A 25053-nucleotide genomic window follows, 5' to 3' on the forward strand; every position below is an offset into this window, starting at 1 on the left:
CCTTTCTTGAATTAAAAAAAGGAGGTAAGCTTTCGCTCACCTCCTAACGTCTTACTTCGCGAGTTTCGCGTTGTGGAATTTCTCCATGATACCAGCTTGTGAGAAGAGGTTACGAACTGTGTCCGAAGGTTTAGCACCTTCAGAGAGCCATTTAAGAGCTAGCTCTTCGTTGATTTTAACTTCTGCTTCTGGTTTAGCAACTGGATTGTAGTATCCGATTTGCTCGATGAAACGACCATCACGTGGTGCACGTGAGTCTGCTACTACCACACGGTAGAAAGGTGATTTTTTTGCGCCCATGCGCTTAAGACGAATTTTAACTGCCATTCGTAAGTCCCTCCAAATAATAAATGATTTTTTCGTTTAGTCAAATTGACAACTTCATTAGTATACAACGTTACAGCAAAAGAGAAAAGACTTTTAAAAGAATGGAAGGCCAAAGCCTTTCTTTTTCCCTTTGCCCATCTGTCCGGAAAATTGTTTCATCATTTTCCGCATGTCTTCGAACTGTTTAATGAGGCGGTTGACTTCTTGGATACTGCGTCCGCTACCACGGGCAATCCGCTTCCGACGGCTCGCATTCAAGATTTCAGGTTCAGTCCGCTCTCGTTTCGTCATCGATTGGATGATCGCTTCGACATACACGAGTTGCTTCTCATCGATTTGGGCGTTTTTCAACCCCTTCATCTTCCCTTTACCTGCCCCAGGGATCATTCCCAACAGTTCGTCGAGTGGACCCATCTGTTTCACTTGCTGCAACTGCTCGATGAAATCATCGAATGTAAACGATGCATCGCGCATTTTGCTTTCTAACTCTTTGGCACGCGTAGCGTCCATTTGTGACTCTGCTTTTTCAATCAGTGTCAGCATGTCTCCCATGCCTAGAATCCGAGACGCCATCCGCTCGGGATAGAATGGTTCGATGGCATCGAGCTTCTCTCCAAGACCGACGAACTTAATCGGTGCTCCGGTGACTGCCTTGATGGAGAGTGCTGCACCACCTCGCGTATCTCCGTCGAGCTTCGTCAGAACGACTCCCGTTACGCCAAGCTTCTCGTTGAAGCTCTCTGCGACGTTGACGGCATCCTGACCCGTCATCGAATCGACGACAAGGAAGATTTCATGCGGTTTGGCGATCTCCTTAACATCAACGAGTTCCTGCATCAGTTCCTCATCGACGTGTAAGCGACCTGCCGTATCGATCAACACGATATCGTGATGATGCTCTTTTGCATAATCGAGTGCACCGGTAACGATTTCTTGTGGACTAACCTGATCTCCCATCGAGAAGACCGGTAACTCCAATTGTTTTCCGAGTGTCTCTAATTGTTTGATTGCTGCCGGACGATAAATATCCGCCGCAACAAGCAAAGGACTACGATTATGTTTTTTACGTAAATGATTGGCAAGTTTACCCGTTGTCGTTGTTTTACCTGCCCCTTGCAGACCCGTCATCATGATGACGGTCGGAGGACGGTTCGCAAGCGTCAATGGTGACACTTCTGCACCCATCAGATTCGTCAATTCATCGTGGACGATTTTGACGACTTGTTGTCCTGGCGTCAAAGACGTCATGACATCCTGTCCGACGGCGCGTTCCTTTACATCATTTACGAATTGTTTGACGACCTTGAAGTTGACGTCGGCTTCGAGTAGCGCTAAGCGAACTTCGCGCATCATCTCTTTGACGTCTGCTTCAGAAATCTTACCTTTACCTCGCATTTTAGCGAGACTGGCTTGAAGCCGTTCCGATAATCCTTCGAATGCCATTAAGAATGCCTCCTACTCTAATTGCTCCAATGTCTCAATGATCACTAGGGCTTCACCCGGAAGGTCGCATTGCTTCAGCTGATCGAGTAACTGCTTTCGCCGTTCGTGTTTCTTGAACAGCGATAGTCGTTCTTCATACTGCTCGAGCATGGCTTCCGTGCGTTTTATGTTGTCGTAGACTGCTTGTCGGCTGACTTCAAACTCATCGGCGATCTCACCTAAGGAAAAGTCATCTAAGTAATAGAGTGACATGTAATTCCGTTGTTTTGGCGTCAAAAGCTCCTGATAAAAGTCAATCAGATAATTCATCCGGTTCGTTTTATCAAGTGTCATTCGAGCACCTCCGCAATGTTAAGTGAAATTCCTTTACAGATAGTATAGTACAGCCCTCACAGTGTGTTGTCAAGTTTTTTTCTTTACATGAAACGTCGCTTATTCCGCGCTTTCTTCCGTGTCGACGTTTTCTTTTTCTTCAAAGACATCGCCGAACAGTCCATATACGAATTGTTCTGCGTCAAATGGTTGTAAATCATCGATTTTTTCACCGAGACCCACGAACTTCACCGGTAGATTCAGCTCGTTCTTGATCGCAAGAACAATCCCACCTTTTGCTGTGCCGTCAAGTTTCGTTAAAACGATTCCGCTAACGTTCGTCGCTTGTTTGAAGGCTTTTGCCTGCACCATCGCGTTTTGCCCTGTTGTTGCGTCAAGTGCTAGTAACACTTCATGGGGTGCGCCTGGAATCTCACGTTCAATGACGCGTTTGACCTTTTCGAGCTCGTTCATCAAATTGACCTTGTTTTGTAGGCGTCCTGCCGTATCACAAATCAGGACGTCGACCTTACGTGCTTTCGCTGCTTGGACGGCGTCATAAACGACAGCAGCCGGATCGGAGCCTTCGCCTTGACGAATGACCGGTACACCGGAGCGTTCGCCCCAGACTTGCAGTTGATCGATCGCACCAGCCCGGAACGTATCTCCCGCTGCTAACATGACGCTCTTACCTTCTTGTTTTAATCGGTTCGCAAGTTTCCCGATCGTTGTCGTCTTACCGACCCCGTTGACACCAACGAAGAGGATGACATTCAGCTCATGATCAAGATCAAGGGCTGTCTCTTCTTCTTCGACTAACATGTTCGCGACGACTTCAACGAGGACATCCCGGACTTGTTTTGGATCCTTGACGTTACGTCGTTTGACTTCTGTCTTTAATTCTTCGACCAAATCCATCGTCGTCGTCACACCGACGTCTGCTTGGATCAACACTTCTTCTAACTCTTCGAAAAAGTCTTCATCGACTTCACGGAAGCGGTAGACGAGATCATTGACGGCACTCGCTAATCCGTCGCGTGTCTTCGTCAAGCCTTCCGTAAATTTAGTCGTGACTTCTTGTGTCGAAGTCGTCAAGCGGTCTTTCAGTTTTTTAAAGAAACTCATCGTTTAATCTCCTTTGGTTCTTCACTTAATGTACGTCGTGCCTCTTCTAGTTTAACGGATAACACTTCAGATATCCCGTTTTGCTGCATCGTGACGCCGTAAAGGACATCTGCCGCCTCCATCGTTCCTTTCCGATGGGTGATGATGACGAACTGTGTCTCGCGTGCTAGCTGATGAACGAACTCGCCGAATCGCGCGACGTTCGCTTCGTCAAGCGCCGCCTCGACCTCATCGAGGACACAGAACGGGACAGGACGTGTCTTTAGAATCGCAAATAATAAGGCGATGGCTGTCAAAGCACGCTCTCCACCGGACAAGAGCGACAAATTCTGCAGCTTCTTACCAGGCGGTTTGGCAACGATATCAATTCCACTCGTCAACAGATCACTCGGGTCAACGAGGACTAGATCGGCTTCACCGCCCCCGAATAACTCGCGGAATGTTTCCCGGAAGTGTTCTCGGACAGCATCATACGTTTGACGGAACAACCGAATGACTTCTCGGTCCATCTCTTCGATGACGCCATAGAGATCGGTTTTAGCAGCGACGAGATCATCCCGTTGCGCGGATAGGAACGTAAACCGTTCATCGACCTCTGCGAATTCCTCAATCGCACCGATGTTGACGATGCCGATTTCTTCGAGTTGGCGTTTGAGCAGATGAATTTCCTCTTTTGCCTCTTCATACGATAGATCAAGTGGTGCAATCAGTTCGAGCAGTAATCCCATCTCTTCCAGCATTTCTTGTCTTGTCTCAAGACGCGTGCTCGTTTTCCCTTGCGAGAGTCGTAGCTGCTCGAGTGCCTGTTTCGTCGTTTGTTGATCGTCCTTCGTCTTCGCTTCGCGGATCCGGATCAAGCGCAGGGATTCTGCTTGTACTTGAATCCGTTGCCCGATCGCGACGAGTTCGGTCTCGACCCGTTGTTGTTCCTGTTCCTGTTCGCGCTGTTCCGCGTGCAAGGCATCGATTTTCGCTTCGTCGAATCCTTCGAGGACATGACGCAAGTCACGGCGTTTATGACCACGTTCAAGCTTCGCGTGACTGACCTGTTCCGTCAGGCGTTCGATCTCTTGCGAAAGCTGCGTTTGTTTCATTTGAATCGTCCGCTCTTCGAGAACTGCTTCTGCTTGTTCCTTCTTCAGTTCGTCCATCGTGACGGCACCACGGGCTTGCGCATCCTTAAGACGATCTAAGGCTTGTCTGAGCTCTGTTTGACGCTCCGTCCATTTTGCGATCTCGACTTCCGACGTCTCGATGATCTGACGTGCTTCCTGTTCTTGTTCGAGTACACGTGCCATCTGTCGATCTTCAACCGACAATTCAGACGTCATGACAGCGAGATGACGGTTCGCATCTGCTAACGTATCGCGCGATTGTTCGAGTTGCCCTTGTAATGTTTGAATCGTTTCTGTCCGTGTCCGAGCCGTAGCATCAAGAGTCTGGATCGCCGCTCTCAGATCTTCCAAGCGGCGCATCTGCTCCCGAATGACCGCTTGTCCGCGCGTCAGTCCCTCTTTTAACTCGTCAAGTTCGCGCGATTGACTGAACAGTGGTGTACCTTTTTTCCGACTTCCGCCGGTCATCGTACCGCCGACGTTGACGACATCTCCTTCGAGCGTGACGAGACGATAGCGATGTCCTGTCGAACGGGCGATTTGGTTCGCCTGTTCAAGTGACTCGACGACGAGTGTCGTACCGAGCAAGTTCATCTTTAATTTCGTCAACGTCTCGTCTGTCGTCACGAGATCACTTGCGATCCCGACGAACCCAGACATTCCACCGACTTGTTCTCGTACTGAACGATTGACTTCGCGTGCTTGGAGTGAGGCGAGCGGCATGAACGTCGCTCGACCGGCATTTAACCGCCGAAGCTCCTGGATCAGACGACGTCCTGTCGCATCGGTATCAACGACGATGTTTTGCATTGCCCCACCAAGCGCTGTCTCGATTGCCGCTTCAAACCGCGCCGGAACCGAAATCAACTCCGCGACCGCTCCGTAAATACCTGGGTGCTGATCTCGTTGTTTTAAAATCGTCTTCACGGCACCGAAATAACCGCTATAGTCGGCTTTGACGGATTCAAGGAATTCAATCCGGTCTTCCGTCTTATGCCGACGTCGCTCTAAATCCGCAACGGACTGTTCGACTTGTCGTAACGCATGTTGTTGTTCATTTCGTGCTGCAAGTGCCGTCGTCTCTTCTTCCGTTGCTTGGTCCAACTTCGTCCGGATCGAAGCGACATCCGCCTCTAGTCGAGCGACGTCTTCCTCGAGTTGACGACGCGTCGATTGTTTCGTACCGCTGTCCGCCGTAAATGAACGTTGTTGTTCTTCTGCCTGCATGAGATCTTGCTTCGCCCGATTATAGGCATTATTCGTCGCAGCTAATCGACTCGCCACTTCAAAGGCTTCCGAACGTAATACTTCGGCTTCCTTATCGAAATCACGATCGGTTTGTGTCAGCGCTTGATCGGCTCGTACCCGTTCAGCTGTTATCCGCTTTGCTTCCTGATCGACTTCTGCTTGGCGTTCCTGTAAAGCGGTCAGTTCGAGTTCCAGTTCCTTGACGCGTTCTTCGACGACGGCAACCTCTTGTTCGAGTCGCTCTTTCGTCTCGGTCCCGTGTTTTTCACGCTCTTTCGCTAGGTTAAGGGCACCTTGGATCTCAACAAGTCGCGTCGAGACATGTCGAAGTTGCTCCTGCAACGCGTTTTCTTGTTGTCGTTCTTCTTCGAGCGTCGATTCTTGATTTTCTCGGGACAAGACGGTCTCTTCGTAAGTCGTCTTTTGAGACGCAAGGCGTTCTTCACATTGTGCGATGTCACGCGCTAGTGTTTCGAGCTCCGTCTGATACGTCGTGATTTCATGCGCCAAGATACCACGCTCGAGGACATCATGCCGTTCTCGAGCGACGAGATACTCTTTCGCGAGCGCCGCTTGTTCACGTAACGGCTCGATTCGTCCGCCAAGTTCATATAAAATATCATCGACACGCGATAGATTCGCTTCCGTATCACTTAATTTCCGCTCGGCTTGCTTCTTGCGATGACGATACTTCAAGACACCCGCTGCTTCCTCGATGACAGCACGGCGTTCTTCCGGTTTACCGGAGATGACTTGTTCAACTCGCCCTTGTCCGATGATTGCAAAAGCATCACGCGACAAGCCTGTGTCCATGAACAGATCAAGGACATCCTTCAGGCGACATGGTTTTTTATTTAAAAAATAATCGCTGTCTCCGTTGCGGCTGACACGCCGCGTGACACTGATTTCCTGATACGGCAACGCAACCGTTCCCGACTCGTTGTCTAAGACGAGCGTCACCTCGGCAAATTGTTTCCGGTGTTCAGACAGACTGCCGGCAAAAATGACGTCTTCCATCTTCGCCCCGCGCAGTGACTTCGCAGATTGTTCTCCGAGCACCCAACGGACAGCGTCCGATATATTTGATTTCCCACTTCCGTTCGGTCCGACGACTGCCGTGACACCCGGAAGGAATTCTAATTCAGTTCGACTGGCAAATGATTTGAAGCCATTGATTTCAATTCGTTTTAAGTACATCTTGATCACCCGTATGTTTAAATTTCTTTTGAATTTCTTTCAGTTTACCATAGCCGAAACGCTAGCAACATGATAGGTTTTAAGGTAGTATCACGCGAAACAAGAAGAAGAGGAGCGAATAACACGATGACGATTGAACAAATGATTGAAGCAATCTTAGATAAATTGAACATCATCAACAAAGGGGTCATTAAAGCAGAACAGTTCGACGGCTCAAAAAACGAGGACTTAAAAGAGATTTATGAGTTCGTCATGATGCGCGACTCGTTATCACTGGCAGAGGTCGATGCGATCGTCGACGAACTGAAATCCCTCAAAACTGTCTAATCAAGCGAACTTCACACGATAAAGGCCGATCATCTCTCACGCATTCGAGAGATGGTCGGCCTTTTGTTGCTTAAAACTGTTTCTTTAATTCAAGTAAGGCTTGTTTTGCCGCTTGTTGTTCTGCCTCTTTTTTCGAACGCCCCGTTCCAATCCCTTCGAGCTCATCCGCGACTTGGACACGCGAGATGAATTCCCGACTATGCGCCGGACCGCGCTCCTCGATGATTTCATACTCGATGACACCTAAGCCGACACGTTGAATCGCTTCCTGTAATTGACTCTTGAAATCTGTCTGTTCTTCAAAAAAGCCTGTCGCCACTTTCGGAAAAACCGCTTCGGCGAGGAATCGTTCGGCTGCTTCGATGCCTTGGTCAAGATACAAGGCGCCAATGAAGGATTCGAAGACATCCGCAAGTAAGGCTGGACGATTCCGACCACCGGTCAGTTCTTCCCCCTTACCTAACAGAATCATATCGGAAAACTGATAGTGATTCGCAAATTGGACGAGTGACGGTTCACAGACGATTGCCGCTCGCAATTTCGTTAATTCCCCCTCGGAACGTTCCGGGTAGTGTTCGAATAGATAGCGTGACACCGTCAACTCTAAGACCGCGTCCCCTAAAAATTCTAGGCGTTCGTTATCCCCTTCAGACTCGCGTTGTTCATTGACGAACGAAGAATGCGTGAAGGCTTGTTTTAATAGCTCGACATTAGAAAACGTGATATTCAGGCGCTCTTGTAACGCTTCGAATTTCTGCTCGATTTGAGCGAGCGTCCGAGCATCCTTGCGTCGTTTTACATAGGGTCCTTTTCGGACACGACGTCCTTTTTGATTCGTCATAGTTCCTCCTAAACAGCTAAAGCCCACCGCAAATTGCGGTGGGTCAGCTTCAATGATCAGACTTGTGTTTCGATGTAGTTGACGACATCGCCGACAGTCTTCAAGTTTTCTGCTTGCTCATCTTCGATCGTGATTTCGAACTTGTCTTCTAAGTCCATGACGAGTTCCATGACTTCGAGAGAGTCAGCACCGAGGTCGTCTTTGAACGATTTATCAAGTGTGATTTCACTTTGTTCTTTTCCTAATTTTTCTGCGATTGCTTCTTGTACGTCTACTAAGATTTGTTCTTTTGTCATTTTAAAATCCCTCCATGAGTTGAGTATATAAGATGATTGCCGATTTGGCAAAGTACTACCGTTAGTTATGTTACATCGTCATGCCGCCATCGACGGCAAGAGTTTGTCCTGTGATGTATCGTGCTTCATCTGAAGCGATGAAACTGACGAGTGAAGCGATATCGTCGGTTTGACCGAAGCGTTTCAACGGAATTTGCCCAAGTGACAGGTTCCGCTGTTCTTCCGTCAATTCGTCCGTCATGTCCGTTTCGATGAAGCCTGGACAGATGGCATTGACTGTGACGCCTTTACTAGCGAGTTCACGTGCGACAGATTTCGTCAGCCCGATCAGACCCGCTTTCGCTGCGACATAGTTCGCTTGCCCTGGATTTCCGGAAATACCGACGACTGATGCGATGTTGATGATACGACCGCTTGTTTTTAACAACGGACGTGTCGCGGCTTGCGTGACGAGAAACGCCCCTTTCAGGTTCGTATCGATGACAGCATCGAAATCTGCTTCCTTCATGCGCATCAGCAAACCATCACGCGTGATGCCGGCATTATTGACGACACAATCCAGTTGACCGAATGTGTCGATCGTCTGTTTGATCATCTGTTTGACAGCATCTGCTTCAGCGACATTCGCTTGAATCGCGAGTGCCTCTCCGCCAGCTTCCTTGATTTCACGGACGACAGCTTCCGCCTTGTCCGTGCTTCCTGCATAGTTGACGACGACACGGAAACCATCTGTTGCCAATCGCTTCGCGATGGCAGCTCCGATGCCGCGTGACGCGCCAGTAACGAGTGCTACTTTACTCAACGAATTCCCTCCGCTTCCAATTGCTCAAGTGTCGTGATGCTGATGATCTTTGCATCTTTTTTGATTCGTTTCACGAGACCGCTCAACGGAGATGATGGACCGAACTCGATGAATGTATCCGCACCTTCTTCGATCAGACGCTCGACGCATGATTCGAATCGAACCGGTGAGTAGAGCTGCTGAACGAGCAAACGAATCAATTCGTCTGGTTGATCGTGGAACGCACTGTCGACGTTCGAGATGAATTTCGTCTTCGCCGCTTCAAACGGTGACGAAACGAGAATGTCTTCGAATCGTGGTGCGAATGGTGTCATGAGTGACGAATGGAACGCACCTGAGACATCAAGCGGTAAGACACGTTTTGCTCCGAGCTCTTTTAACTTCGCTGTAGCGGATTCGACCGCTGCGATTTGTCCAGAGATGACGAATTGCCCGGGACAGTTGTAGTTGGCGATCTGGACGATCTCTCCCGTTGCCGCAATCGATTCGACCGCGTGATGGGCTGCCTCGACATCATTCATGCCGATGACCGCCGCCATCGTTCCACCCGTGACTTGATTCATGAGTTTTCCGCGTTCTCGGACGAGATAGACGGCTTCAGACGGTGTGATGACAGAAGCTGCGACGAGCGCACTATATTCTCCAACACTGTGTCCGAGTACGAAATCAGGTGTATGTCCTTGTGCTGCGTACTGCTGTGCGAGTAATGCACTGTGTGCGACGATGGCTGGTTGAGCGATGTCCGTCGCTTTCAATTCATCCTTCGTCCCTGTCGTCATCAGCGTCGTCAGATCCAGACCAATTCGCGTTCCGAGGTCAGCGAGTGCTTGGCGTGTCTCGTCTTGCGTGATGAGCGTCTGTCCCATTCCAGGGGTTTGTGACCCTTGTCCCGGAAACATCCAAACTGTTTTCCCCATCTCGTCTCACTCCTTCTTAACGTGCTTCTGTTGCCTTCGCTTGAACGATTTTGGCAACGACTTCTTGTTCGACCATCTTTTCAGCTTGAACGAGCGCTCGGCTGAAGGCGTAGGCATTACTTGAACCATGCGCCTTAATGACCGGAGCCGCTATGCCGAATAGTCCGGCACCGCCATATTCTTCATAAGCGAGCAACTGCTTCATTTTTTTCAACTTCGGTTTTAGTACGAGAGCGGCGAGCTTTGATGTCCAAGAGCTCATGAATTGTTCTTTCATGACACCCATGATCATACTGGCAGCCCCTTCTGTACTCTTAAGTAACGTATTGCCGGCAAAACCTTCCGTGACGATGACATCGACGTCACCGCTCATCGCTTCTCTCGCCTCGACGTTCCCAACGAAATGAATCGGTGCTGTCTCAAGTAGCGGATACGTTTCCTTCGTCAGTGCATTCCCTTTACCGGCTTCTGATCCGATATTCAGGAGTCCGACTTTTGGACGTGTGATGCCGCGAACTTGTTCTGCGTAGACAGACCCCATGATGGCATAATCGAGCAAATGCTCTGCCTTCGCATCCGGGTTGGCGCCAACATCTAAGATGACGACACCTTTCCCATTACGTGTCGGGAAAGTCGGGGCCAGTGCAGGACGGTCAACTCCTTCGATTCGACCGATAACGAACAATCCGGCAGTCATGAGCGCTCCCGTGTTGCCTGCTGAAATCAAGGCATCTGCCTCTCCTGATTTCACCAGGTTTGCAGCCACAACGAGTGAGCTATCTTTCTTGCGGCGAATCGCACGTACCGGTTCATCTTCTCCGGTGATGACGGATGCCGCGTGGACGATCGTCACGCGCGGATCCTCGATTGTGTATGAGCGTAATTTCAACTCATCTCCGACTAGTCGGATATCGATGTTTTCGTTTGGACGTTCTGCCAGATAGGCAACGACCCCTTCTACGATGGCACGGGGTGCGTGGTCGCCCCCCATAGCGTCAACTGCTAAAATCATTTCGATTCCTCCTTACTACTTCGATACACCGTGAACTCACCGATAAAGACACATTCTTCACCGACATAACTCTCCACCGTGATGTCAGAACGACCATCTTGACGATGGGAACTGACGAATGCCTTCGCAACGACGCGTTCTCCGACGTGAACGGAGCGTGTGAACTGAACGTTCGCACGTGTCGTCAACGCGAGTTCATCGTCGATGAGCGCAATCGCAAGCGAGTTTGCCTGCGCGAACAAAATATGTCCGCGGGCGATCGCATTCCGACTAAACGCATGTTCCGGCAAAATCTCAAGGATCGAGATCGCAGATGTATCGAGTTTCAGGTCAATCATATCACCAATGACTTCATTTTCAGTCAACGTACGCACATCATCCAGCCGTTCGGTCGCGACGTGTTTAATTCGCTCCCGTAATTCCGGAATCTTTAATTCCATCCGGTCGAGACGAATCGTCTGGATACTGACACGGAATCGTGTCGCCAGCGCTTCATCCGTGATGAACGGATTTTGCTCGATCGTCTGTAATAATTCTTGTTGTCTCTCTTTTTTAGGTACCCGCATGTATGTTCCTCCCACAAGAAGGATGACCACTATTATTACCTGGTACTAACAGTAGTATATATCCCTTGTTGTTCACTTTCAAGTATTATTCGATTCTTTCTCCTTCAAGTAGCCCTTGTCGTTCGATATAGTCACGCAAGACATCGTATTCCGGCGCTTGCCAAAAGGCGTCCGATCGCAGTAAGCGGACTGCATCTTGTCGCGCAGTTTCCATGACTTGTATATCGAGCGCAGGATCAGTCAAGACGAAGCGCGGTAATCCACTTTGTTCGGTACCGAAGAAATTTCCGGCTCCGCGCAGTTTTAAATCCTTTTCCGCTAGCTTGAAGCCATCGTTCGTCTCCGTCATCGTCTTGATCCGTTCTTTTCCCGTATCGGAAGAGGGATCGGCGATTAGAATACAGTAAGACTGGGCATCGCCTCGACCGACGCGCCCTCTTAATTGGTGTAACTGCGCAAGACCAAAGCGTTCTGCATCATGAATGACGATGATCGACGCGTTCGGAACGTTCACGCCGACCTCGACGACCGTCGTTGAAACAAGGATTTGAACAGTATTCTCCTTAAACGCCTGCATGACCTCGTCTTTTTCAGAAGAAGTCAAGCGCCCATGCATCAAACCGACATGATAGGGCTTGAACCGCTCGGTCAATGTCGCATGTAATTCGATCGCATTTTGAACTTCGAGTGATTCGGATTCCTCGATCAATGGCGTGATGACGTAGGCTTGTCGACCTTGCGACAATTCTTTCTCGACGAACCCGAAAACGCGTTCCATCTGTTGCGGTTTCGCCCAGTAGGTCTCGATTTCCTTTCGTCCCGCCGGCATCTCATCGATGATCGAAACATCCATATCTCCAAAGACCGATATCGCAAGCGTACGCGGAATCGGTGTCGCTGTCATATATAATACATCTGCCTGTTCAGCTTTCGCGCGCAACCGCTTCCGTTGTTCGACACCGAAGCGATGTTGTTCATCGGTGATGACGAGGTGTAATGCCTTGAACTGGACGGTGTCTTGAATCAGCGCATGTGTTCCGACCAAGACGTCGATCTCTCCTGTTGCGAGGGCTTCGAGCAAGTGCGCGCGCGCTTTTCCTTTAACTGAACTCGTCAGTAGACCGACCCGAATCCCAAGTGGTTCAAGCAATGGGGCGAGCGACGCTGCATGCTGTTCCGCTAAAATTTCGGTCGGCACCATTAAGGCGCCTTGTCTTCCGGCACGAACCGTCGCGAACAAGGCGATGGCTGCGATGACGGTCTTCCCGCTTCCGACATCTCCTTGCAACAACCGATTCATTCGTTCGCCACGACCGATGTCGTCTAGGATTTCTTTTGTCACACGTTGCTGGGCACCTGTCAGCGGAAACGGCAGGCTCTTGATGAAATTCGCGATATCCGTTTCATGAAGGGGAAGAGCAATCCCTTGACCTTTCCGTCGCCCAAGACGTAACGCCTGTAATTTCAGTTGGAAATAGAGGCACTCTTCGTAGACATAACTCCGACGAGCAGCCGTTAACTCTTGTCGATTCGTTGGGAAATGAAGCGACTTTAACATCGTCATCCGGTCTTGTAACCGGTATGTCTTCCGGATACTATCCGGGATCCGTTCAGCTAATGCCTCAGTCTCCTTGAACGCCAAGTCGACGACGCGTCGGAACGTCTTCATCCGCATGTCACCCCGTAGCGAGTAGACCGGTGTCAATTCGCCTTCGATTGCTCCAAATTGCAATTCCGTCGCAGAGATCGTCATCCGGTGTAAGTCCCACTTGCCACTGACCGTCACTTCTGCCCCAAGTTGCAATTGGTCTTTGTAGAATGCCCGGTTGAACATCGTTACGGTCACACTATACCGTTCTTCGACGAGCAAACGGAACGTCAAACGGTTCTTTCCTTTTCCGTAATAGCGCACAAGTGGTTCAGATTGGACTTGACCCGTGAACTTGACTTTATCCTCATGGATTGCTTCCGTTAGACTTCCCGTCACGAAGTCGTCATAACGAAACGGGACGTGCTCGAGCACGTCCGCAACGGTGAGAATATTCATCTCTTCTAGTTTTTTCGCTAAATCCCGTCCGACACCTTTTAATGTCTTGACGTCACGTGATGGATTCATTCGATAACTCTCCGAAGATTTTCGCTTCGAGCCAGCGACCCGTCGGCGTATTCGCGAGTCCACCTTTTGCTGTCTCGCGAAGCGCAGACGGCATCATCTGACCAATCTCATGCATGGCTGAGATGACTTCATCACACGGAATCCGTGACGTGATTCCAGCGAGTGCCATGTCGGCAGCGACAACAGCATTCGCCCCACCCATCGCATTGCGTTTCACGCATGGCACTTCGACGAGTCCTGCAACAGGATCACAGACGAGTCCGAGCATGTTCTTCAGCGCGATCGCAAAAGCATGCGCTGACTGATCCGGTGTTCCGCCCGCCATCTCAACGATGGCAGCAGCTGCCATCGCTGTTGCTGAACCAACTTCTGCTTGACATCCACCAGCCGCTCCGGAAATCGACGCATTGTTCGCGACGACGAAGCCGAACGCACCGGATGTGAACAAGAAGCGTAACATCTGCTCACGCGTTGGGTTTAACCGATCTTTGACGGCAAATAGTGTACCAGGCACGACGCCGGCACTCCCTGCCGTTGGTGTCGCACAAATTTTTCCCATCGCAGCATTGACTTCATTCGTCCCAATCGCTTTACTGACGGCATCAAGTAGCAGATCTCCTGACAAACCTTTACCTGAAGCACGGTATCGTTGAAGTAAGACAGCGTCCCCGCCGGTTAGTCCTGTCACCGACTGGACACCATCACCATCAAGTGAACGAGCGACTGCTTCTTCCATCACTTGTAGGTTTCGTTCCATCATCGCATAGACTTCATCTCGCTCTAAATGACGAACCATCATCTCTTGCTCGATCATGACTTCCGAAATCGGAATATTTCGTTCCGTCGCGATGGCGACGAGTTCTTTTACGGATTTAAACATGTCTTCACTCTCCCATCATGACGGCACGCTCGACTTGAGGTAACCGATCGATTTCTTCCAACACTTCTGCCGTTATCCGGTCATCAATCTCAATTGCCATGAGTGCTTGTTTTCCTTTTTCATGCCGTGACACTTCCATATGCCCGATGTTGATTTCGTAATCAGCCAAAATGCTCGTCACGGCTGCAATCGCACCAAAGCGGTCATGGTGCAAGACGACGAGTGCCGGTCCCCCACCGGACAAACGAAGCGATACACCATTTAATTCCGTGATTTCAATCGTTCCCCCACCAATTGAAATACCGACCAATTCAAACTCTTCTACTCCATTCGTCAAATGGACACGAGCCGTATTCGGATGATCCGTCAACGCTTCACTCGTCTCGAAATGAATCTCAATCCCTTTCGACTTCGCGATATCGATCGATTGTGGAATCCGGTCGTCAAACGTATCGTATCCGAGAACACCGCCGATGATGGCGACATCCGTTCCATGTCCACGATACGTATCCGCGAATGAACCGTAAAAGGTGATGTGGATGACAGTAGGCGTTTCCCCGAATAATTTACCCGCCATCAATCCAATCCGTGCAGCCCCTGCTGTATGCGAGCTCGATGGACCAACCATGACTGGTCCGATGATGTCAAAGACGCTACGATATTTCATTTCTTTTCCCCTCTCTATGAAACAAACGAAATCCCACCTCTATTATCGCAGATGGTGGGATTCGTGAAAAGGCTAGTCGCCCTTTTTCAGTATGATGGTTTTATTCGACGCTTAAAATGTACGAATAAAGTGGTTGTTTGCCGTCGTGGACTTCCACTTCAGCATCCGGATTGACCGATTCGATGTACGCAACGAGGTCGTCGACTTCTTCTGTCGAGACGCCTTCACCGTAAAGAACCGTGATGATTTCGTCGTCCTCAGTGACGAGTGTATCGACGAGTTTCTTGACGGCACCAAGACTTGAAGAATCCGTAGCGACGATTTGTTTTTCAGCAATCGCCATATGGTCGTCCTTCTTGATTTCAACACCATCGATGTTCGTATCACGTACGGCATATGTGACTTGTCCCGACTTAACGGCTGCAATCGCATCTGCCATGTGCGCTTCGTTCTCTTCGACAGTCGCTTCTGGATTATAGACGATTGTTGCTGCTAAACCTTGTGGAACTGTTTTTGATTTCACGACCGTCACACCACAATTCGCAACAGATGCTGCTTGTTCAGCGGCCATGATGATGTTTGAGTTGTTTGGATAGACATAAACGTGTTCAGCGTGTGCATCCTCGATCGCCTTAACGATATCTTCCGTCGACGGGTTCATCGTTTGTCCGCCTTCGATGACGACACTGACACCGAGTGATTTAAAGAGTTCGCTGATTCCTTCACCCATTGCGACTGTCACGAGGGCTGCTTTCGCTTTTGCCTTCGGTGCAGCGACTGGAGTGACTTGGTTCGCACCTTCTTCTTCAAGGATCGTCGAGTGTTGTTGACGCATGTTTTCAATCTTAACAGCGACGAGTTCACCGAAACGTTGTCCTTTTGTGATGACTTCTCCTGGTGTTTCAACGTGGACGTGAACTTTAAGGAGTTCTTCATCCGCTACGACGAGCAATGAATCACCGAATTCCGCTAATTCGTTACGGAAGTCTTCTTCGCTGAATGGTGCATTCGCAAGCTTGTCATCTTGGAAACGAACCATGATTTCCGTACAGTAACCGTAATGGATTTCTTCTGTCGACATGAAGCTTTGAGCCGTTTTATGATGCTCTGCTTCGACGAGTGCTTCCATGACAGGCGCATGCGGTTTGTCGAGTTCTTTTCCTTCGAGTGTTGCGAGGAATCCTTCATAGATACAAACGAGACCTTGACCACCAGAGTCAACGACGCCGACTTCTTTTAATACCGGAAGAAGTTCTGGTGTTCCGTCGAGCGATACTTTCGAAGCTTCGACGAGTTGACGCATCAACTCTAAGAAATCCGTCGTTGTCTCAGATTGTGCGATAGCAGCGACCGCTGTTTCACGGGCAACCGTCAAGATTGTTCCTTCAACCGGTTTCATGACTGCTTTGTATGCTGTATCGACACCTTTTTGTAACGCATCTGCGAATTCCTTCGTATCAATCGTTGTTTTGCCTTCGATTGATTTCGAGAATCCACGGAACAATTGACTTAAGATGACGCCAGAGTTTCCGCGCGCCCCCATCAATAATCCACGTGCGAAGACGTTCGCGACTTCCGATACAGAATCCGAAGTTGATTTACCTGCTTCTTTTGCTCCTGAAGTCATCGTCAAATTCATGTTCGTTCCCGTATCACCATCTGGCACAGGGAAGACGTTCAATGAATCGACGAAATCTGCATTTTGATAGAGATTCGCCGCGCCATTTTGAATCATCTTGACTAACTGCGCTCCTGTTAAACGATCTACACTCACTAAAGTTTCCTCCTCTATTCCCGCCTTAGACATTCGTCAAGCGGACTCCTTGGACAAAGATGTTCACAGATGTCACGTCAAGACCTAGTGCCTGACTGAGCGTGTATTTCACGCGACTCTGTACGTTGTTCGCCACCTCTGAGATTTTCGTTCCATAGCTTACGATGATATGCATATCGATATGGACCTGCTCTGAAGCCTGTCGAACGATGACACCGCGTGCAAAGTTCTCACGTTTTAAGAGTTCAGCAAGACCATCCTTGATTTGAGACTGGGATGCCATACCAACGACACCAAAACATTCCATTGCTGCGCCGCCCGCAAGTTGCGCGACGACATCATTATCTACATCAATCTTTCCATAGGTCGTTTTCATCTCGATCGCCACCTGAGTAGCCCCCTTTGAATATTGTATTCTTCTCATAATTCTACTATAAGGACCTACTATTGAAAAGTCGCCGTACTGACTATACAATGAATAAGTGAAAAATAGTAGCGGTCAAATGAACTTTTACCATCATCCTCATCCATTATTTTAAATTTCGAGGTTGTCTGTCAAGTTTTTTTCTTGTCAGCTACTTTTTTTATGTTGCAACCGCCCTGACACCATGCTAAGATAGCAAAGTGTCTATTAGGACGAACGCAAAACAACATAAAAGGAGGCGGAACGCATGGCACGTAAATGCTACGTTACTGGGAAATCGCCAAAGTCGGGTAACAACCGTTCACACGCATTGAACAAAACAAAACGTACTTGGGGAGTCAACGTACAAAAAGTACGTATCCTCGTCGACGGTAAGCCGAAAAAGGTTTGGGTTTCAGCTCGAGCTCTTAAATCAGGTAAAGTCGAACGCGTATAAGGCGCAACCACCGGATGGGAATCTTCCCTTCCGGTTTTTTTATGCCCTCATTTATTTTTCTCATAAACTAATTGTCGCTTTTATTGAAAACGCTTACAATAGGAACGTACTTTATTTTGTCAGAATTGGGGGAAGTCATCATGCAACTCAAACGAGAGATGACGAGTCGACACCTGTTCATGATTTCACTCGGCGGAATCATCGGAACAGGCTTATTTTTAGGGTCAGGATTAACGATTTCACAAGCAGGACCTCTCGGGGCGGTCCTCAGTTACATCGTGGGTGGGACCATCATGTATCTGACGATGTTATGTCTAGGAGAATTAGCGGTCTATCTGCCGGTCTCGGGGTCATTTCAGACCTATACGACCCGCTTCATCGGACCAGGGGTCGGCTTTGCCGTCGGTTGGATTTATTGGCTCGGCTGGGCCGTGACGGTCGCACTCGAAATTACAGCTGCCGGCAGTTTGATGGACCGCTGGTTTCCGAACGTACCCGTTGTCGTCTGGTGTACCGTCTTTACGGTCTTGCTGTTCGGTCTGAATGCCGTCTCCGCCAAAGCATTCGGTGAAGCTGAATTCTGGTTCTCGAGTTTGAAGGTCCTCGCGATCCTGTTCTTCATCATTCTAGGTGGCGCTGCTTGGTTCGGCTGGTTACCGATGGAAGCAGATCGCCCAACATCGTTATTCGCGAACTTTACGGCAAGCGGTTGGTTTCCAAACGGGATTCTCGGTGTCTTGACGACGATGATTGCCGTCAACTTCGCCTTCCAAGGAACGGAATTGATCGGTGTTGCGGCTGGGGAGTCCGACACGCCCGAAAAATCGATTCCAAAAGCCATCCGCAATACAGTCTGGCGGACGTTCATCTTCTTCGTCTTATCGATTACGATCGTTGGTGCATTAATTCCGTATGAAACAGCTGGCGGAGTCAGCAGTCCGTTCATCATGGTCTTTGATGCGATCGGTATTCCGTACGCTGCTGATTTGATGAACATCGTCGTCTTGACGGCACTATTGTCCGTCGGAAACTCCGGATTATATGCGGCGACTCGGATGTTATGGGCGATGGCGCAAGAAGGGATGATTTCAAAGAAATTATCTTACGTCAATGCACGTGGTGTGCCGATGCGCGCGTTACTCTTTACGATGATGTTTGCGATGTTATCGCTCCTAACCGCGTTTTTCGCAGAGGATACCGTCTTCATTTGGCTCTTGTCCTTAGCCGGACTTGGCGCTCAAGTCGGCTGGATTTCGATTTCTGCTTCGCAGCTCGCATTTCGTCGTCAGTTCGTCCGAAACGGACACGATGTATCCGAACTGAAATTCAAGACACCACTCTATCCGGTGTTACCACTGATTTCGCTGACGTTAAACGTCGTCGTCCTCGTCAGTCTTGCGTTTCAAGCGGATCAACGAATCGCTCTATACATCGGTGTTCCTTTCTTCCTCGTCATGTGGGGAAGTTATCATCTCTTCGTCAAAGGAAAACATCTATCCGCCCAAAGCGACATCCGTGTCGCCCCTTCTCAACTCGAAGAATAATTTCATACAAAAAGAGGCCATGGATTTGTCCACGGCCTCTTTCCTATGATTGTGCTATTCCTTAAGCGTCCGCATCATCAATAGTTCTCCTTGATGGAGCTCTACCTTCGCTTCTGACGCACACCATTCATTACTGACGGTCAAGGAACCTCCGACCGGTACTGGATGTGCATCAAGTGGATATTTGACTCCGGATAAGCTTAAAGTAGATGGTACGAGTGGAATGAACGAAAGATAATGATAGCTCCCTGCTTCGACTGCATACGTTCCCTCAGCCAAGTATCGTACCTCTTCTCGTTTCGTCACGAGTCGTGCCTCTGGGTATCGCTTCAATAGATATACATTTTGGACGGTCATGTCGAGCCGCCCACCTGTCGCCCCGATAATGAAGGTATCCTCAAACTGTTTCTTCTCTGAGACTGTACGAAGTGCCAGTTCGAGATCCGTTTCATCTTTCTCGGCCGGATGAACGATTGCCCCTTCTGGTACATAACCAAGCGAATCAAAATCACCAATCGTCAGGTCGCATGTCAGCCCAAACGATTCAATCGTCTGAACACCACCATCGACACCGACGATAAAATCACCTGGCTGACAAAACGTCCGTAAATCCGGCGCTTCTTCTCGCGGACCGGCACAGACGAGAATCGCCCGCATCTCAGACGCCTCGTGCCGAATAACGGAGTAAGCGTGGCGCAGTCGTAAATAAAAGACCCGCAACGACACCACAAAGAACGTAAGACGGTACCATGTATGTCGCGTTATAAATCAATGAATACGGTACGACTGGACCTTCGGCATACTCGGCAAAAAAGACGATTCCACTGATGACATGACAGATATAACGGAGTCCTGCGCCTAATAACGTCGCCAGGAGAACGAACGCCATCAAGCTTTTCTTTTGTCCATTGCGCGCGGCTAGTCTGACTTGACGCGCGAACAGACCACTTAATCCGACGACACCATACGCAATCGTATAGTCAAGCATCGGTTGAACGATCGTCAAGACTTGTGGAGCGAACATCAATTGAATCGTACCGACAAGCGCTCCCGTGACGACCCCTCCGACGACACCGTGGCGAAATGCCATGACGAAGATCGGTAACATCGCTAAGCTGATTGAGCCTCCTTGTGGCATTTTGAATGGAATCAGTAAATCAAAGACGACTCCGAGACTGGCGAAGATGGCAATTTCCATCATCATTTGTAACCGTTTCATGCTATTTTCCTCCTTCATTGTACGAGAGGACGCAAAAAGGCAGTACGACGAACGCCGTACTGCCTGCGTGCGCCACATCCCTACGTCCGTTTGAACGGAACAGGTTCGAAGGGTTAAAGTCTAAAAGACTCCTCTCAGCCGCTTTTCAAGCGACACCCCTTGCGGTCATCATATTTCGTTTTCTCGTTCTTATTATACGGCAGCCCCTTGACGAATGCTAGTGATCGCTTCCGCATAATCTGGTGCATTGTAGATTGCTGATCCTGCGACGAGAACGTTCGCACCGTTATCGATGCAAAGCTTTGCCGTTTCCGGATTGACGCCACCGTCAATCTCGATTTCAAATGTCAGACCACGATCTGCTTTCATTTGCGCAAGTGCTGCGAGTTTCGGCATGACACGCTCGATGAAGGCTTGTCCACCGAAGCCCGGATTGACCGTCATCAATAAAACCATATCGACATCCTCAAGGACGTGTTCAATCGTTGATAATGGCGTATGGGGATTCAAGACGACTCCTGCCTTTGCGCCCGCTGCTTTGATTTGTTGCAAGACACGATGGACATGATTCGTCGCTTCGACGTGGAACGTCACGATGTCCGCCCCTGCTTTGACGAAATCCTCGACGAAACGTTCTGGCTGGTCGATCATCAAATGGACATCGAGAATCATATCCGTCTTTTGACGTAAGCTGCTAAGCACAGGTAATCCAAATGAGATGTTCGGTACGAACTGACCGTCCATGACATCAAAATGGATATAGTCCGCGCCTGCTGCTTCGACTGCTTTAACATCGCGTTCGAGATTCGCAAAATCTGCTGATAAGATAGATGGTGCAATTTTAATCATCTTCAATACCTCCGGGCTCGATTCTTGATTTCGTCTATAAACATACCATAGTTCTCATAACGAGAGGGCATGATTTCTTGGGCTTCGACGGCTTCCTTGACGGCACAACCGGGTTCATTCAAATGCAAGCAACCTCGGTATTTGCAATCATCTTGTACAGCCACGAATTCAGGGAAACTCCACCGTACATCCTCGATTTCCATATCATACGGAAAATCGAGGTTCGAGAAACCTGGCGTATCGGCAATCAATCCTTCGGCAAGCGGCATCAATGTGACGTGGCGCGTCGTATGACGTCCGCGTCCGAGTGATTTCGAGATCGCACTTGTTTCTAAATCAAGAGAGGGTTCCAGTGCATTGAGCAATGAACTTTTCCCGACACCGGATTGTCCGGCGAGAACGCTCGTTTTTCCAGCAAGTAACGGACGGACTTGCTCAATACCTGCCAACGTCTCACTTGATGTCTCGATGACCGTATACCCAATCTTCCGGTAAGCGGCAATCGCCTCTCGGACAGCCGGTCCTTTAACATCGTCCAGCAAATCCATCTTCGTCAATAGGATGACGGGTTGAATTTCCTTCGCTTCGATCAAAACGAGAAATCGGTCGAGCAAGTGCGCTGAAAAATCAGGTTCTGCCGCCGAGACGACGAGCAATGCCTGGTCGATATTCGCGACTGGAGGGCGTACTAAAAAGTTGTTCCGCTCCTTCACTTCGAGAATATATCCTGTCTCACTTTCGATATGAAGAACGACCTCGTCTCCGACGACTGGACTGATGCCGCGTTTTCGGAAATTCCCTCTTGCCCGTGAACGGACCTCTCCTTCTGGTGTCATGACATCATAAAAGCCACCCTGCAGACGTATGATCGTTCCTTCTCGATTCTCTTCGATGCGTTGTTCCGTCATCCTATGCACTCCTTTTTCATCACATTCATTGTGCGTCTTTTGCTTGATTGTACGTGATGGTTTTTGAACGATACACCGTATCGTCTTTATAGATCGTAATTTTTCCTTCTTCTCCTGGATCAATCGTCACCGGCACGTCGAATGTCTCATCTTGATCAATCGATTCCTCGATGACGGTCCGCTTCCCTTTCGCGTCTTCCGTCTCAATCCGGATGACTTGTTTCGGTGGTTCCTCGTCCTCGTTCTCGCTGACCGCATCATAGACGACCTTTTCAGGGAACGTTGCCGTCACCGTTTTTTCTTCCTCACCTTTTGAGATGAACACCGTCACGGAGTCGTTCGGTTCGACTTGTGCTCCTGCTTGCGGGAATTGACGAATGACTTGATCGAGCTTGACGTCACTTGAAAATTCTTGTTCAAACGTGCCGTCGAGACCCATTTCATCGAGATACGCTTTTGCTTCATCACTCGATAAGTTCGTCAAATCTTTCAATTCAAAGGACGAAGTTCCTTCTGAGACAGTGATTGTAATCGTCTGTTCTTTTGCAATCACTTCCGTCCCAGCAGAGATCGATTGCCGGATCACATTACCTCGCTCGACTTCATCCGACTTTTCACGTTCGACCTCGACTTTAGCGAATCCAGCCTCTTTTAATGTGGCAATCGCCTCTTTTTCAGCGTCATCTGTCACATCCGGTACTTCGACCGGCGCACTACCTGTAGAGACGACCAAGGTGACTGTCGAGCCTTTCTTGACTTGTGCGTTTTCACGCGGTGTCTGACTGATGACATCGCCTTCCTCGACTGTATCGCTATTTCGTTCTGTCGTCTCAACAACGAATCCTAGTTTCTCAAGCTTCGTTTCCGCTTCGTCTCCATCCGTCTTGACGACAGATGGTACGGTGACCGTTGGATCTGGCCACATCGCAAACGTCGTAGCTGCACCACCTAGCAATATGAGCAATAAGAGGACGATCCACCAACGTTTTTTCTTTTTCTTTTCCGGTGTTTTCGGTTGAACGGTCGTGACGGCGGGTGATTCTGGTTCCGCTTTTGATTCTTCTGGCACTTGTACAGGCGATAAGACCATCGTCTTTTCCAGCTCATCCTCTTCTGCACCTCGGATACCTTCGCTTGCTCGTTCGTCAGACAACGCCGTCACCATATCTGCCTTAAAGGCTGCGACGGACTGTTGACGGTCATGCGGTGCTTTTGCGAGCGCCTGCATGATACAGTTCTCAAGCGCTTGTGGCACTTTCGGATTCAAGACGGATGGGCGACGCGGTGTATCTTGCAGATGCTTTAAAGCGATCGCAACCGGTGAATCACCTTCGAACGGGACTTGTCCTGTCACAAGTTCGTATAAGACAGCACCAAGTGAATAGATATCCGACTTCTCATCCGCAAATTTACCTTTTGCTTGTTCCGGTGAAAAGTAATGGACGGACCCAAGGACGGACATCGTATGCGTCAGCGTCGCATTCGACATCGCCACAGCGATTCCGAAATCCGTTACTTTGACGGTACCATCCTCTCGAATCAACATGTTTTGCGGTTTGATATCGCGATGGATAATTCGGTGTGCATGGGCGTGATCGATCGCATCACAAATTTGAGCGATGATATCGACGGCCTGCGGCACAGGTAATGCTTGATTTTCACAAAATGTCTTTAATGTCATACCATCGATATACTCCATGACGATGTAATAGATGGCATCTTCTTCGCCTACATCATAGACGGCAACGATGTTTGGATGATTCAAGCTGGTAGCAGCATGAGCTTCACGTTCGAATCGACGAATGAACTGTTCGTCATGCGAAAATTCGGTCCGTAAAATCTTAATGGCAACATGACGCTTTAAAATCTCATCATAGGCTTGATAGACATTCGCCATCCCGCCACTTCCAACTAGCCGTTCTATGCGGTAGCGGTCATTTAATCGATCTCCGTATCGCATATTCAGACCCTCTTTCTTTCTTTGAACCGGATGGCGGCAATCGTAATATTATCCGCGCCTCCTCGAGCATTCGCTTCTTTCACCAATCGTCCGACGATCTCATCAAGCGGCTCATCCTGTAAGATGATCTGTTCGATGACATCATCTGGCACTTCATCGGTCAACCCGTCACTACAGACGAGGACGAGGTCATAGTCTGGAGCATCTCTGACTTGAATGTCGACTTCGACCGTTTCGTTCGAGCCGACCGACCGTGTGATGACATTCTTACGAGGATGATTTTCGACTTCCTCATCCGAAAGTTCCCCCATTTGTCGTAACATGTTGACGTAAGAATGATCATCCGTCAATTGTTTTAACGCCGTACCTTCAAGGGCATAGACCCTACTATCTCCAACATGACCGATGACGAGCAAATCTTCGACCCAGCATACGCAGGCAATGGTCGTTCCGACGATTGCAAGTTGCTCTTCTTTTGAAAACTGAAGAATCCGGGCATTTGCCTCGGCTACACGTTGTTCTATCCATTCAGACAATTCCATCGGACGATTTGGCATGAGTGAAAAGGATGCTTCAAATACCTCGCGAACGATCGCACTTGCGATATCGCCAGCAGCATGACCTCCCATACCGTCCGCAACGACGGCAAGACCACGTTCAGCGTTCCCGACGAGTAATACCGTATCCTCATTTTTAGTCCTGACTTTCCCAGTAGTCGAAAGGTGAGCTAGCTCCATGACAGTCCTCC

General features: G+C 49.2%; 25 protein-coding genes and 1 riboswitch. Of the genes, 3 read left to right on the forward strand and 22 right to left on the reverse strand.

Going from position 1 to position 25053, the window contains the following annotated elements; all coding sequences use genetic code 11:
* Positions 1 to 51: 51 nt before the first annotated feature.
* The 5 genes from rpsP to smc form a co-directional block, all read right to left on the reverse strand.
* Positions 52 to 327: a 30S ribosomal protein S16 gene (gene rpsP / locus KNQ11_RS07045; protein WP_023468741.1), complete on the reverse strand. Its 276-nt coding sequence runs from the start codon at positions 325 to 327 to the stop codon at positions 52 to 54.
* 93 nt (positions 328 to 420) lie between these two features.
* Positions 421 to 1770 (reverse strand): signal recognition particle protein, encoded by a 1350-nt coding sequence (ffh, locus tag KNQ11_RS07050; protein ID WP_023468742.1) that lies wholly within the window; start codon positions 1768 to 1770, stop codon positions 421 to 423.
* A 12-nt stretch (positions 1771 to 1782) separates the two neighbouring features.
* Positions 1783 to 2103, reverse strand: coding sequence for a putative DNA-binding protein (locus tag KNQ11_RS07055; RefSeq protein ID WP_023468743.1), 321 nt, complete (start codon positions 2101 to 2103; stop codon positions 1783 to 1785).
* Positions 2104 to 2202: 99 nt separating this feature from the next.
* Positions 2203 to 3207, reverse strand: a complete 1005-nt coding sequence (ftsY, locus tag KNQ11_RS07060; RefSeq protein ID WP_023468744.1) for a signal recognition particle-docking protein FtsY — start codon at positions 3205 to 3207, stop codon at positions 2203 to 2205.
* Positions 3204 to 6767, reverse strand: a complete 3564-nt coding sequence (gene smc, locus KNQ11_RS07065; protein WP_214770755.1) for a chromosome segregation protein SMC — start codon at positions 6765 to 6767, stop codon at positions 3204 to 3206. Before smc ends, ftsY begins: the two co-directional genes overlap by 4 nt.
* Before the next feature lie 126 nt (positions 6768 to 6893).
* Between smc and KNQ11_RS07070 the strand changes: the two genes are divergently transcribed.
* Positions 6894 to 7094 carry a DUF1128 family protein gene (locus KNQ11_RS07070; protein WP_023468746.1) on the forward strand — a complete coding sequence of 67 codons (201 nt, stop codon included), beginning with the start codon at positions 6894 to 6896 and terminating at the stop codon, positions 7092 to 7094.
* A 70-nt stretch (positions 7095 to 7164) separates the two neighbouring features.
* On the opposite strand, the gene rnc is transcribed toward KNQ11_RS07070, so the two are convergent.
* The 11 genes from rnc to KNQ11_RS07125 all read right to left on the reverse strand — a co-directional run bounded on the left by rnc (position 7165) and on the right by KNQ11_RS07125 (position 17353).
* Complete coding sequence (rnc, locus tag KNQ11_RS07075; protein WP_023468747.1) at positions 7165 to 7935, reverse strand: ribonuclease III; 771 nt, start codon at positions 7933 to 7935, stop codon at positions 7165 to 7167.
* Positions 7936 to 7991: 56 nt separating this feature from the next.
* Positions 7992 to 8231 carry an acyl carrier protein gene (acpP, locus tag KNQ11_RS07080; RefSeq protein WP_029342095.1) on the reverse strand — a complete coding sequence of 80 codons (240 nt, stop codon included), beginning with the start codon at positions 8229 to 8231 and terminating at the stop codon, positions 7992 to 7994.
* 70 nt (positions 8232 to 8301) lie between these two features.
* Positions 8302 to 9033, reverse strand: coding sequence for a 3-oxoacyl-[acyl-carrier-protein] reductase (gene fabG / locus KNQ11_RS07085; protein ID WP_035396763.1), 732 nt, complete (start codon positions 9031 to 9033; stop codon positions 8302 to 8304).
* Positions 9030 to 9950 (reverse strand): ACP S-malonyltransferase, encoded by a 921-nt coding sequence (gene fabD, locus KNQ11_RS07090; protein WP_035396761.1) that lies wholly within the window; start codon positions 9948 to 9950, stop codon positions 9030 to 9032. The genes fabG and fabD overlap by 4 nt, the downstream gene beginning before the upstream one ends.
* Before the next feature lie 16 nt (positions 9951 to 9966).
* Positions 9967 to 10962: a phosphate acyltransferase PlsX gene (plsX, locus tag KNQ11_RS07095; RefSeq protein ID WP_050677493.1), complete on the reverse strand. Its 996-nt coding sequence runs from the start codon at positions 10960 to 10962 to the stop codon at positions 9967 to 9969.
* Entirely contained in the window at positions 10959 to 11528 is a 570-nt protein-coding gene (gene fapR / locus KNQ11_RS07100) for a transcription factor FapR (protein ID WP_023468752.1), read from the reverse strand. Before fapR ends, plsX begins: the two co-directional genes overlap by 4 nt.
* 85 nt (positions 11529 to 11613) lie before the next feature.
* Complete coding sequence (gene recG, locus KNQ11_RS07105; RefSeq protein ID WP_050677494.1) at positions 11614 to 13644, reverse strand: ATP-dependent DNA helicase RecG; 2031 nt, start codon at positions 13642 to 13644, stop codon at positions 11614 to 11616.
* The gene (gene sdaAA / locus KNQ11_RS07110) at positions 13628 to 14524 is read right to left on the reverse strand and encodes an L-serine ammonia-lyase, iron-sulfur-dependent, subunit alpha (RefSeq protein ID WP_214770770.1); all 897 of its coding nucleotides are present in this window, start codon (positions 14522 to 14524) and stop codon (positions 13628 to 13630) included. The genes recG and sdaAA overlap by 17 nt, the downstream gene beginning before the upstream one ends.
* Before the next feature lie 4 nt (positions 14525 to 14528).
* Positions 14529 to 15191 carry an L-serine ammonia-lyase, iron-sulfur-dependent subunit beta gene (gene sdaAB / locus KNQ11_RS07115; RefSeq protein ID WP_214770784.1) on the reverse strand — a complete coding sequence of 221 codons (663 nt, stop codon included), beginning with the start codon at positions 15189 to 15191 and terminating at the stop codon, positions 14529 to 14531.
* A gap of 100 nt (positions 15192 to 15291) precedes the next feature.
* Positions 15292 to 16965: a DAK2 domain-containing protein gene (locus KNQ11_RS07120; protein ID WP_370567758.1), complete on the reverse strand. Its 1674-nt coding sequence runs from the start codon at positions 16963 to 16965 to the stop codon at positions 15292 to 15294.
* A gap of 25 nt (positions 16966 to 16990) precedes the next feature.
* Positions 16991 to 17353 (reverse strand): Asp23/Gls24 family envelope stress response protein, encoded by a 363-nt coding sequence (locus tag KNQ11_RS07125; RefSeq protein WP_023468757.1) that lies wholly within the window; start codon positions 17351 to 17353, stop codon positions 16991 to 16993.
* Between the two features lie 283 nt (positions 17354 to 17636).
* Between KNQ11_RS07125 and rpmB the strand changes: the two genes are divergently transcribed.
* The gene (rpmB, locus tag KNQ11_RS07130) at positions 17637 to 17825 is read left to right on the forward strand and encodes a 50S ribosomal protein L28 (RefSeq protein ID WP_023468758.1); all 189 of its coding nucleotides are present in this window, start codon (positions 17637 to 17639) and stop codon (positions 17823 to 17825) included.
* 140 nt (positions 17826 to 17965) lie between these two features.
* A complete protein-coding gene (locus KNQ11_RS07135) occupies positions 17966 to 19369 on the forward strand; it encodes an amino acid permease (RefSeq protein WP_064299638.1) in 1404 nt (467 codons plus the stop codon).
* 54 nt (positions 19370 to 19423) lie between these two features.
* On the opposite strand, the gene KNQ11_RS07140 is transcribed toward KNQ11_RS07135, so the two are convergent.
* From KNQ11_RS07140 to KNQ11_RS07165, 6 genes are all read right to left on the reverse strand, one after another.
* The gene (locus KNQ11_RS07140) at positions 19424 to 20026 is read right to left on the reverse strand and encodes a thiamine diphosphokinase (protein WP_029342104.1); all 603 of its coding nucleotides are present in this window, start codon (positions 20024 to 20026) and stop codon (positions 19424 to 19426) included.
* A 1-nt stretch (position 20027) separates the two neighbouring features.
* Positions 20028 to 20588, reverse strand: coding sequence for an energy-coupled thiamine transporter ThiT (gene thiT, locus KNQ11_RS07145; RefSeq protein WP_023468761.1), 561 nt, complete (start codon positions 20586 to 20588; stop codon positions 20028 to 20030).
* 60 nt (positions 20589 to 20648) lie between these two features.
* Positions 20649 to 20758, reverse strand: a riboswitch (TPP riboswitch).
* 22 nt (positions 20759 to 20780) lie between these two features.
* Entirely contained in the window at positions 20781 to 21437 is a 657-nt protein-coding gene (gene rpe / locus KNQ11_RS07150) for a ribulose-phosphate 3-epimerase (RefSeq protein ID WP_029342106.1), read from the reverse strand.
* Positions 21438 to 21439: 2 nt separating this feature from the next.
* On the reverse strand, positions 21440 to 22345 hold the full coding sequence (gene rsgA / locus KNQ11_RS07155; protein WP_214770798.1) for a ribosome small subunit-dependent GTPase A: 906 nt from the start codon (positions 22343 to 22345) through the stop codon (positions 21440 to 21442).
* A gap of 25 nt (positions 22346 to 22370) precedes the next feature.
* Positions 22371 to 24305, reverse strand: coding sequence for a Stk1 family PASTA domain-containing Ser/Thr kinase (gene pknB, locus KNQ11_RS07160; RefSeq protein WP_214770801.1), 1935 nt, complete (start codon positions 24303 to 24305; stop codon positions 22371 to 22373).
* 2 nt (positions 24306 to 24307) lie between these two features.
* Positions 24308 to 25042 carry a Stp1/IreP family PP2C-type Ser/Thr phosphatase gene (locus KNQ11_RS07165; RefSeq protein WP_029342109.1) on the reverse strand — a complete coding sequence of 245 codons (735 nt, stop codon included), beginning with the start codon at positions 25040 to 25042 and terminating at the stop codon, positions 24308 to 24310.
* Between the last annotated feature and the right edge of the window lie 11 nt (positions 25043 to 25053).

The organism is Exiguobacterium sp. s39, assembly GCF_018618925.1.
GTDB classification, from domain to species: Bacteria; Bacillota; Bacilli; order Exiguobacteriales; family Exiguobacteriaceae; genus Exiguobacterium_A; species Exiguobacterium_A abrahamii.

Coding starts and splice junctions, on each gene's coding strand:
- smc (WP_214770755.1), bottom strand. CDS start 6,767: ATGTACTTAAAACGAATTGAAATCAATGGCTTCAAATCATTTGCCAGT.
- KNQ11_RS07140 (WP_029342104.1), bottom strand. CDS start 20,026: ATGCGGGCGATTCTCGTCTGTGCCGGTCCGCGAGAAGAAGCGCCGGAT.
- KNQ11_RS07055 (WP_023468743.1), bottom strand. CDS start 2,103: ATGACACTTGATAAAACGAACCGGATGAATTATCTGATTGACTTTTAT.
- ftsY (WP_023468744.1), bottom strand. CDS start 3,207: ATGAGTTTCTTTAAAAAACTGAAAGACCGCTTGACGACTTCGACACAA.
- rpmB (WP_023468758.1), top strand. CDS start 17,637: ATGGCACGTAAATGCTACGTTACTGGGAAATCGCCAAAGTCGGGTAAC.
- KNQ11_RS07070 (WP_023468746.1), top strand. CDS start 6,894: ATGACGATTGAACAAATGATTGAAGCAATCTTAGATAAATTGAACATC.
- rpsP (WP_023468741.1), bottom strand. CDS start 327: ATGGCAGTTAAAATTCGTCTTAAGCGCATGGGCGCAAAAAAATCACCT.
- rpe (WP_029342106.1), bottom strand. CDS start 21,437: ATGATTAAAATTGCACCATCTATCTTATCAGCAGATTTTGCGAATCTC.
- ffh (WP_023468742.1), bottom strand. CDS start 1,770: ATGGCATTCGAAGGATTATCGGAACGGCTTCAAGCCAGTCTCGCTAAA.
- acpP (WP_029342095.1), bottom strand. CDS start 8,231: ATGACAAAAGAACAAATCTTAGTAGACGTACAAGAAGCAATCGCAGAA.
- recG (WP_050677494.1), bottom strand. CDS start 13,644: ATGAATCCATCACGTGACGTCAAGACATTAAAAGGTGTCGGACGGGAT.
- fapR (WP_023468752.1), bottom strand. CDS start 11,528: ATGCGGGTACCTAAAAAAGAGAGACAACAAGAATTATTACAGACGATC.
- plsX (WP_050677493.1), bottom strand. CDS start 10,962: ATGATTTTAGCAGTTGACGCTATGGGGGGCGACCACGCACCCCGTGCC.
- sdaAA (WP_214770770.1), bottom strand. CDS start 14,524: ATGTTTAAATCCGTAAAAGAACTCGTCGCCATCGCGACGGAACGAAAT.
- rnc (WP_023468747.1), bottom strand. CDS start 7,935: ATGACGAATCAAAAAGGACGTCGTGTCCGAAAAGGACCCTATGTAAAA.
- fabD (WP_035396761.1), bottom strand. CDS start 9,950: ATGGGGAAAACAGTTTGGATGTTTCCGGGACAAGGGTCACAAACCCCT.
- KNQ11_RS07135 (WP_064299638.1), top strand. CDS start 17,966: ATGCAACTCAAACGAGAGATGACGAGTCGACACCTGTTCATGATTTCA.
- KNQ11_RS07165 (WP_029342109.1), bottom strand. CDS start 25,042: ATGGAGCTAGCTCACCTTTCGACTACTGGGAAAGTCAGGACTAAAAAT.
- thiT (WP_023468761.1), bottom strand. CDS start 20,588: ATGAAACGGTTACAAATGATGATGGAAATTGCCATCTTCGCCAGTCTC.
- rsgA (WP_214770798.1), bottom strand. CDS start 22,345: ATGACGGAACAACGCATCGAAGAGAATCGAGAAGGAACGATCATACGT.
- sdaAB (WP_214770784.1), bottom strand. CDS start 15,191: ATGAAATATCGTAGCGTCTTTGACATCATCGGACCAGTCATGGTTGGT.
- pknB (WP_214770801.1), bottom strand. CDS start 24,305: ATGCGATACGGAGATCGATTAAATGACCGCTACCGCATAGAACGGCTA.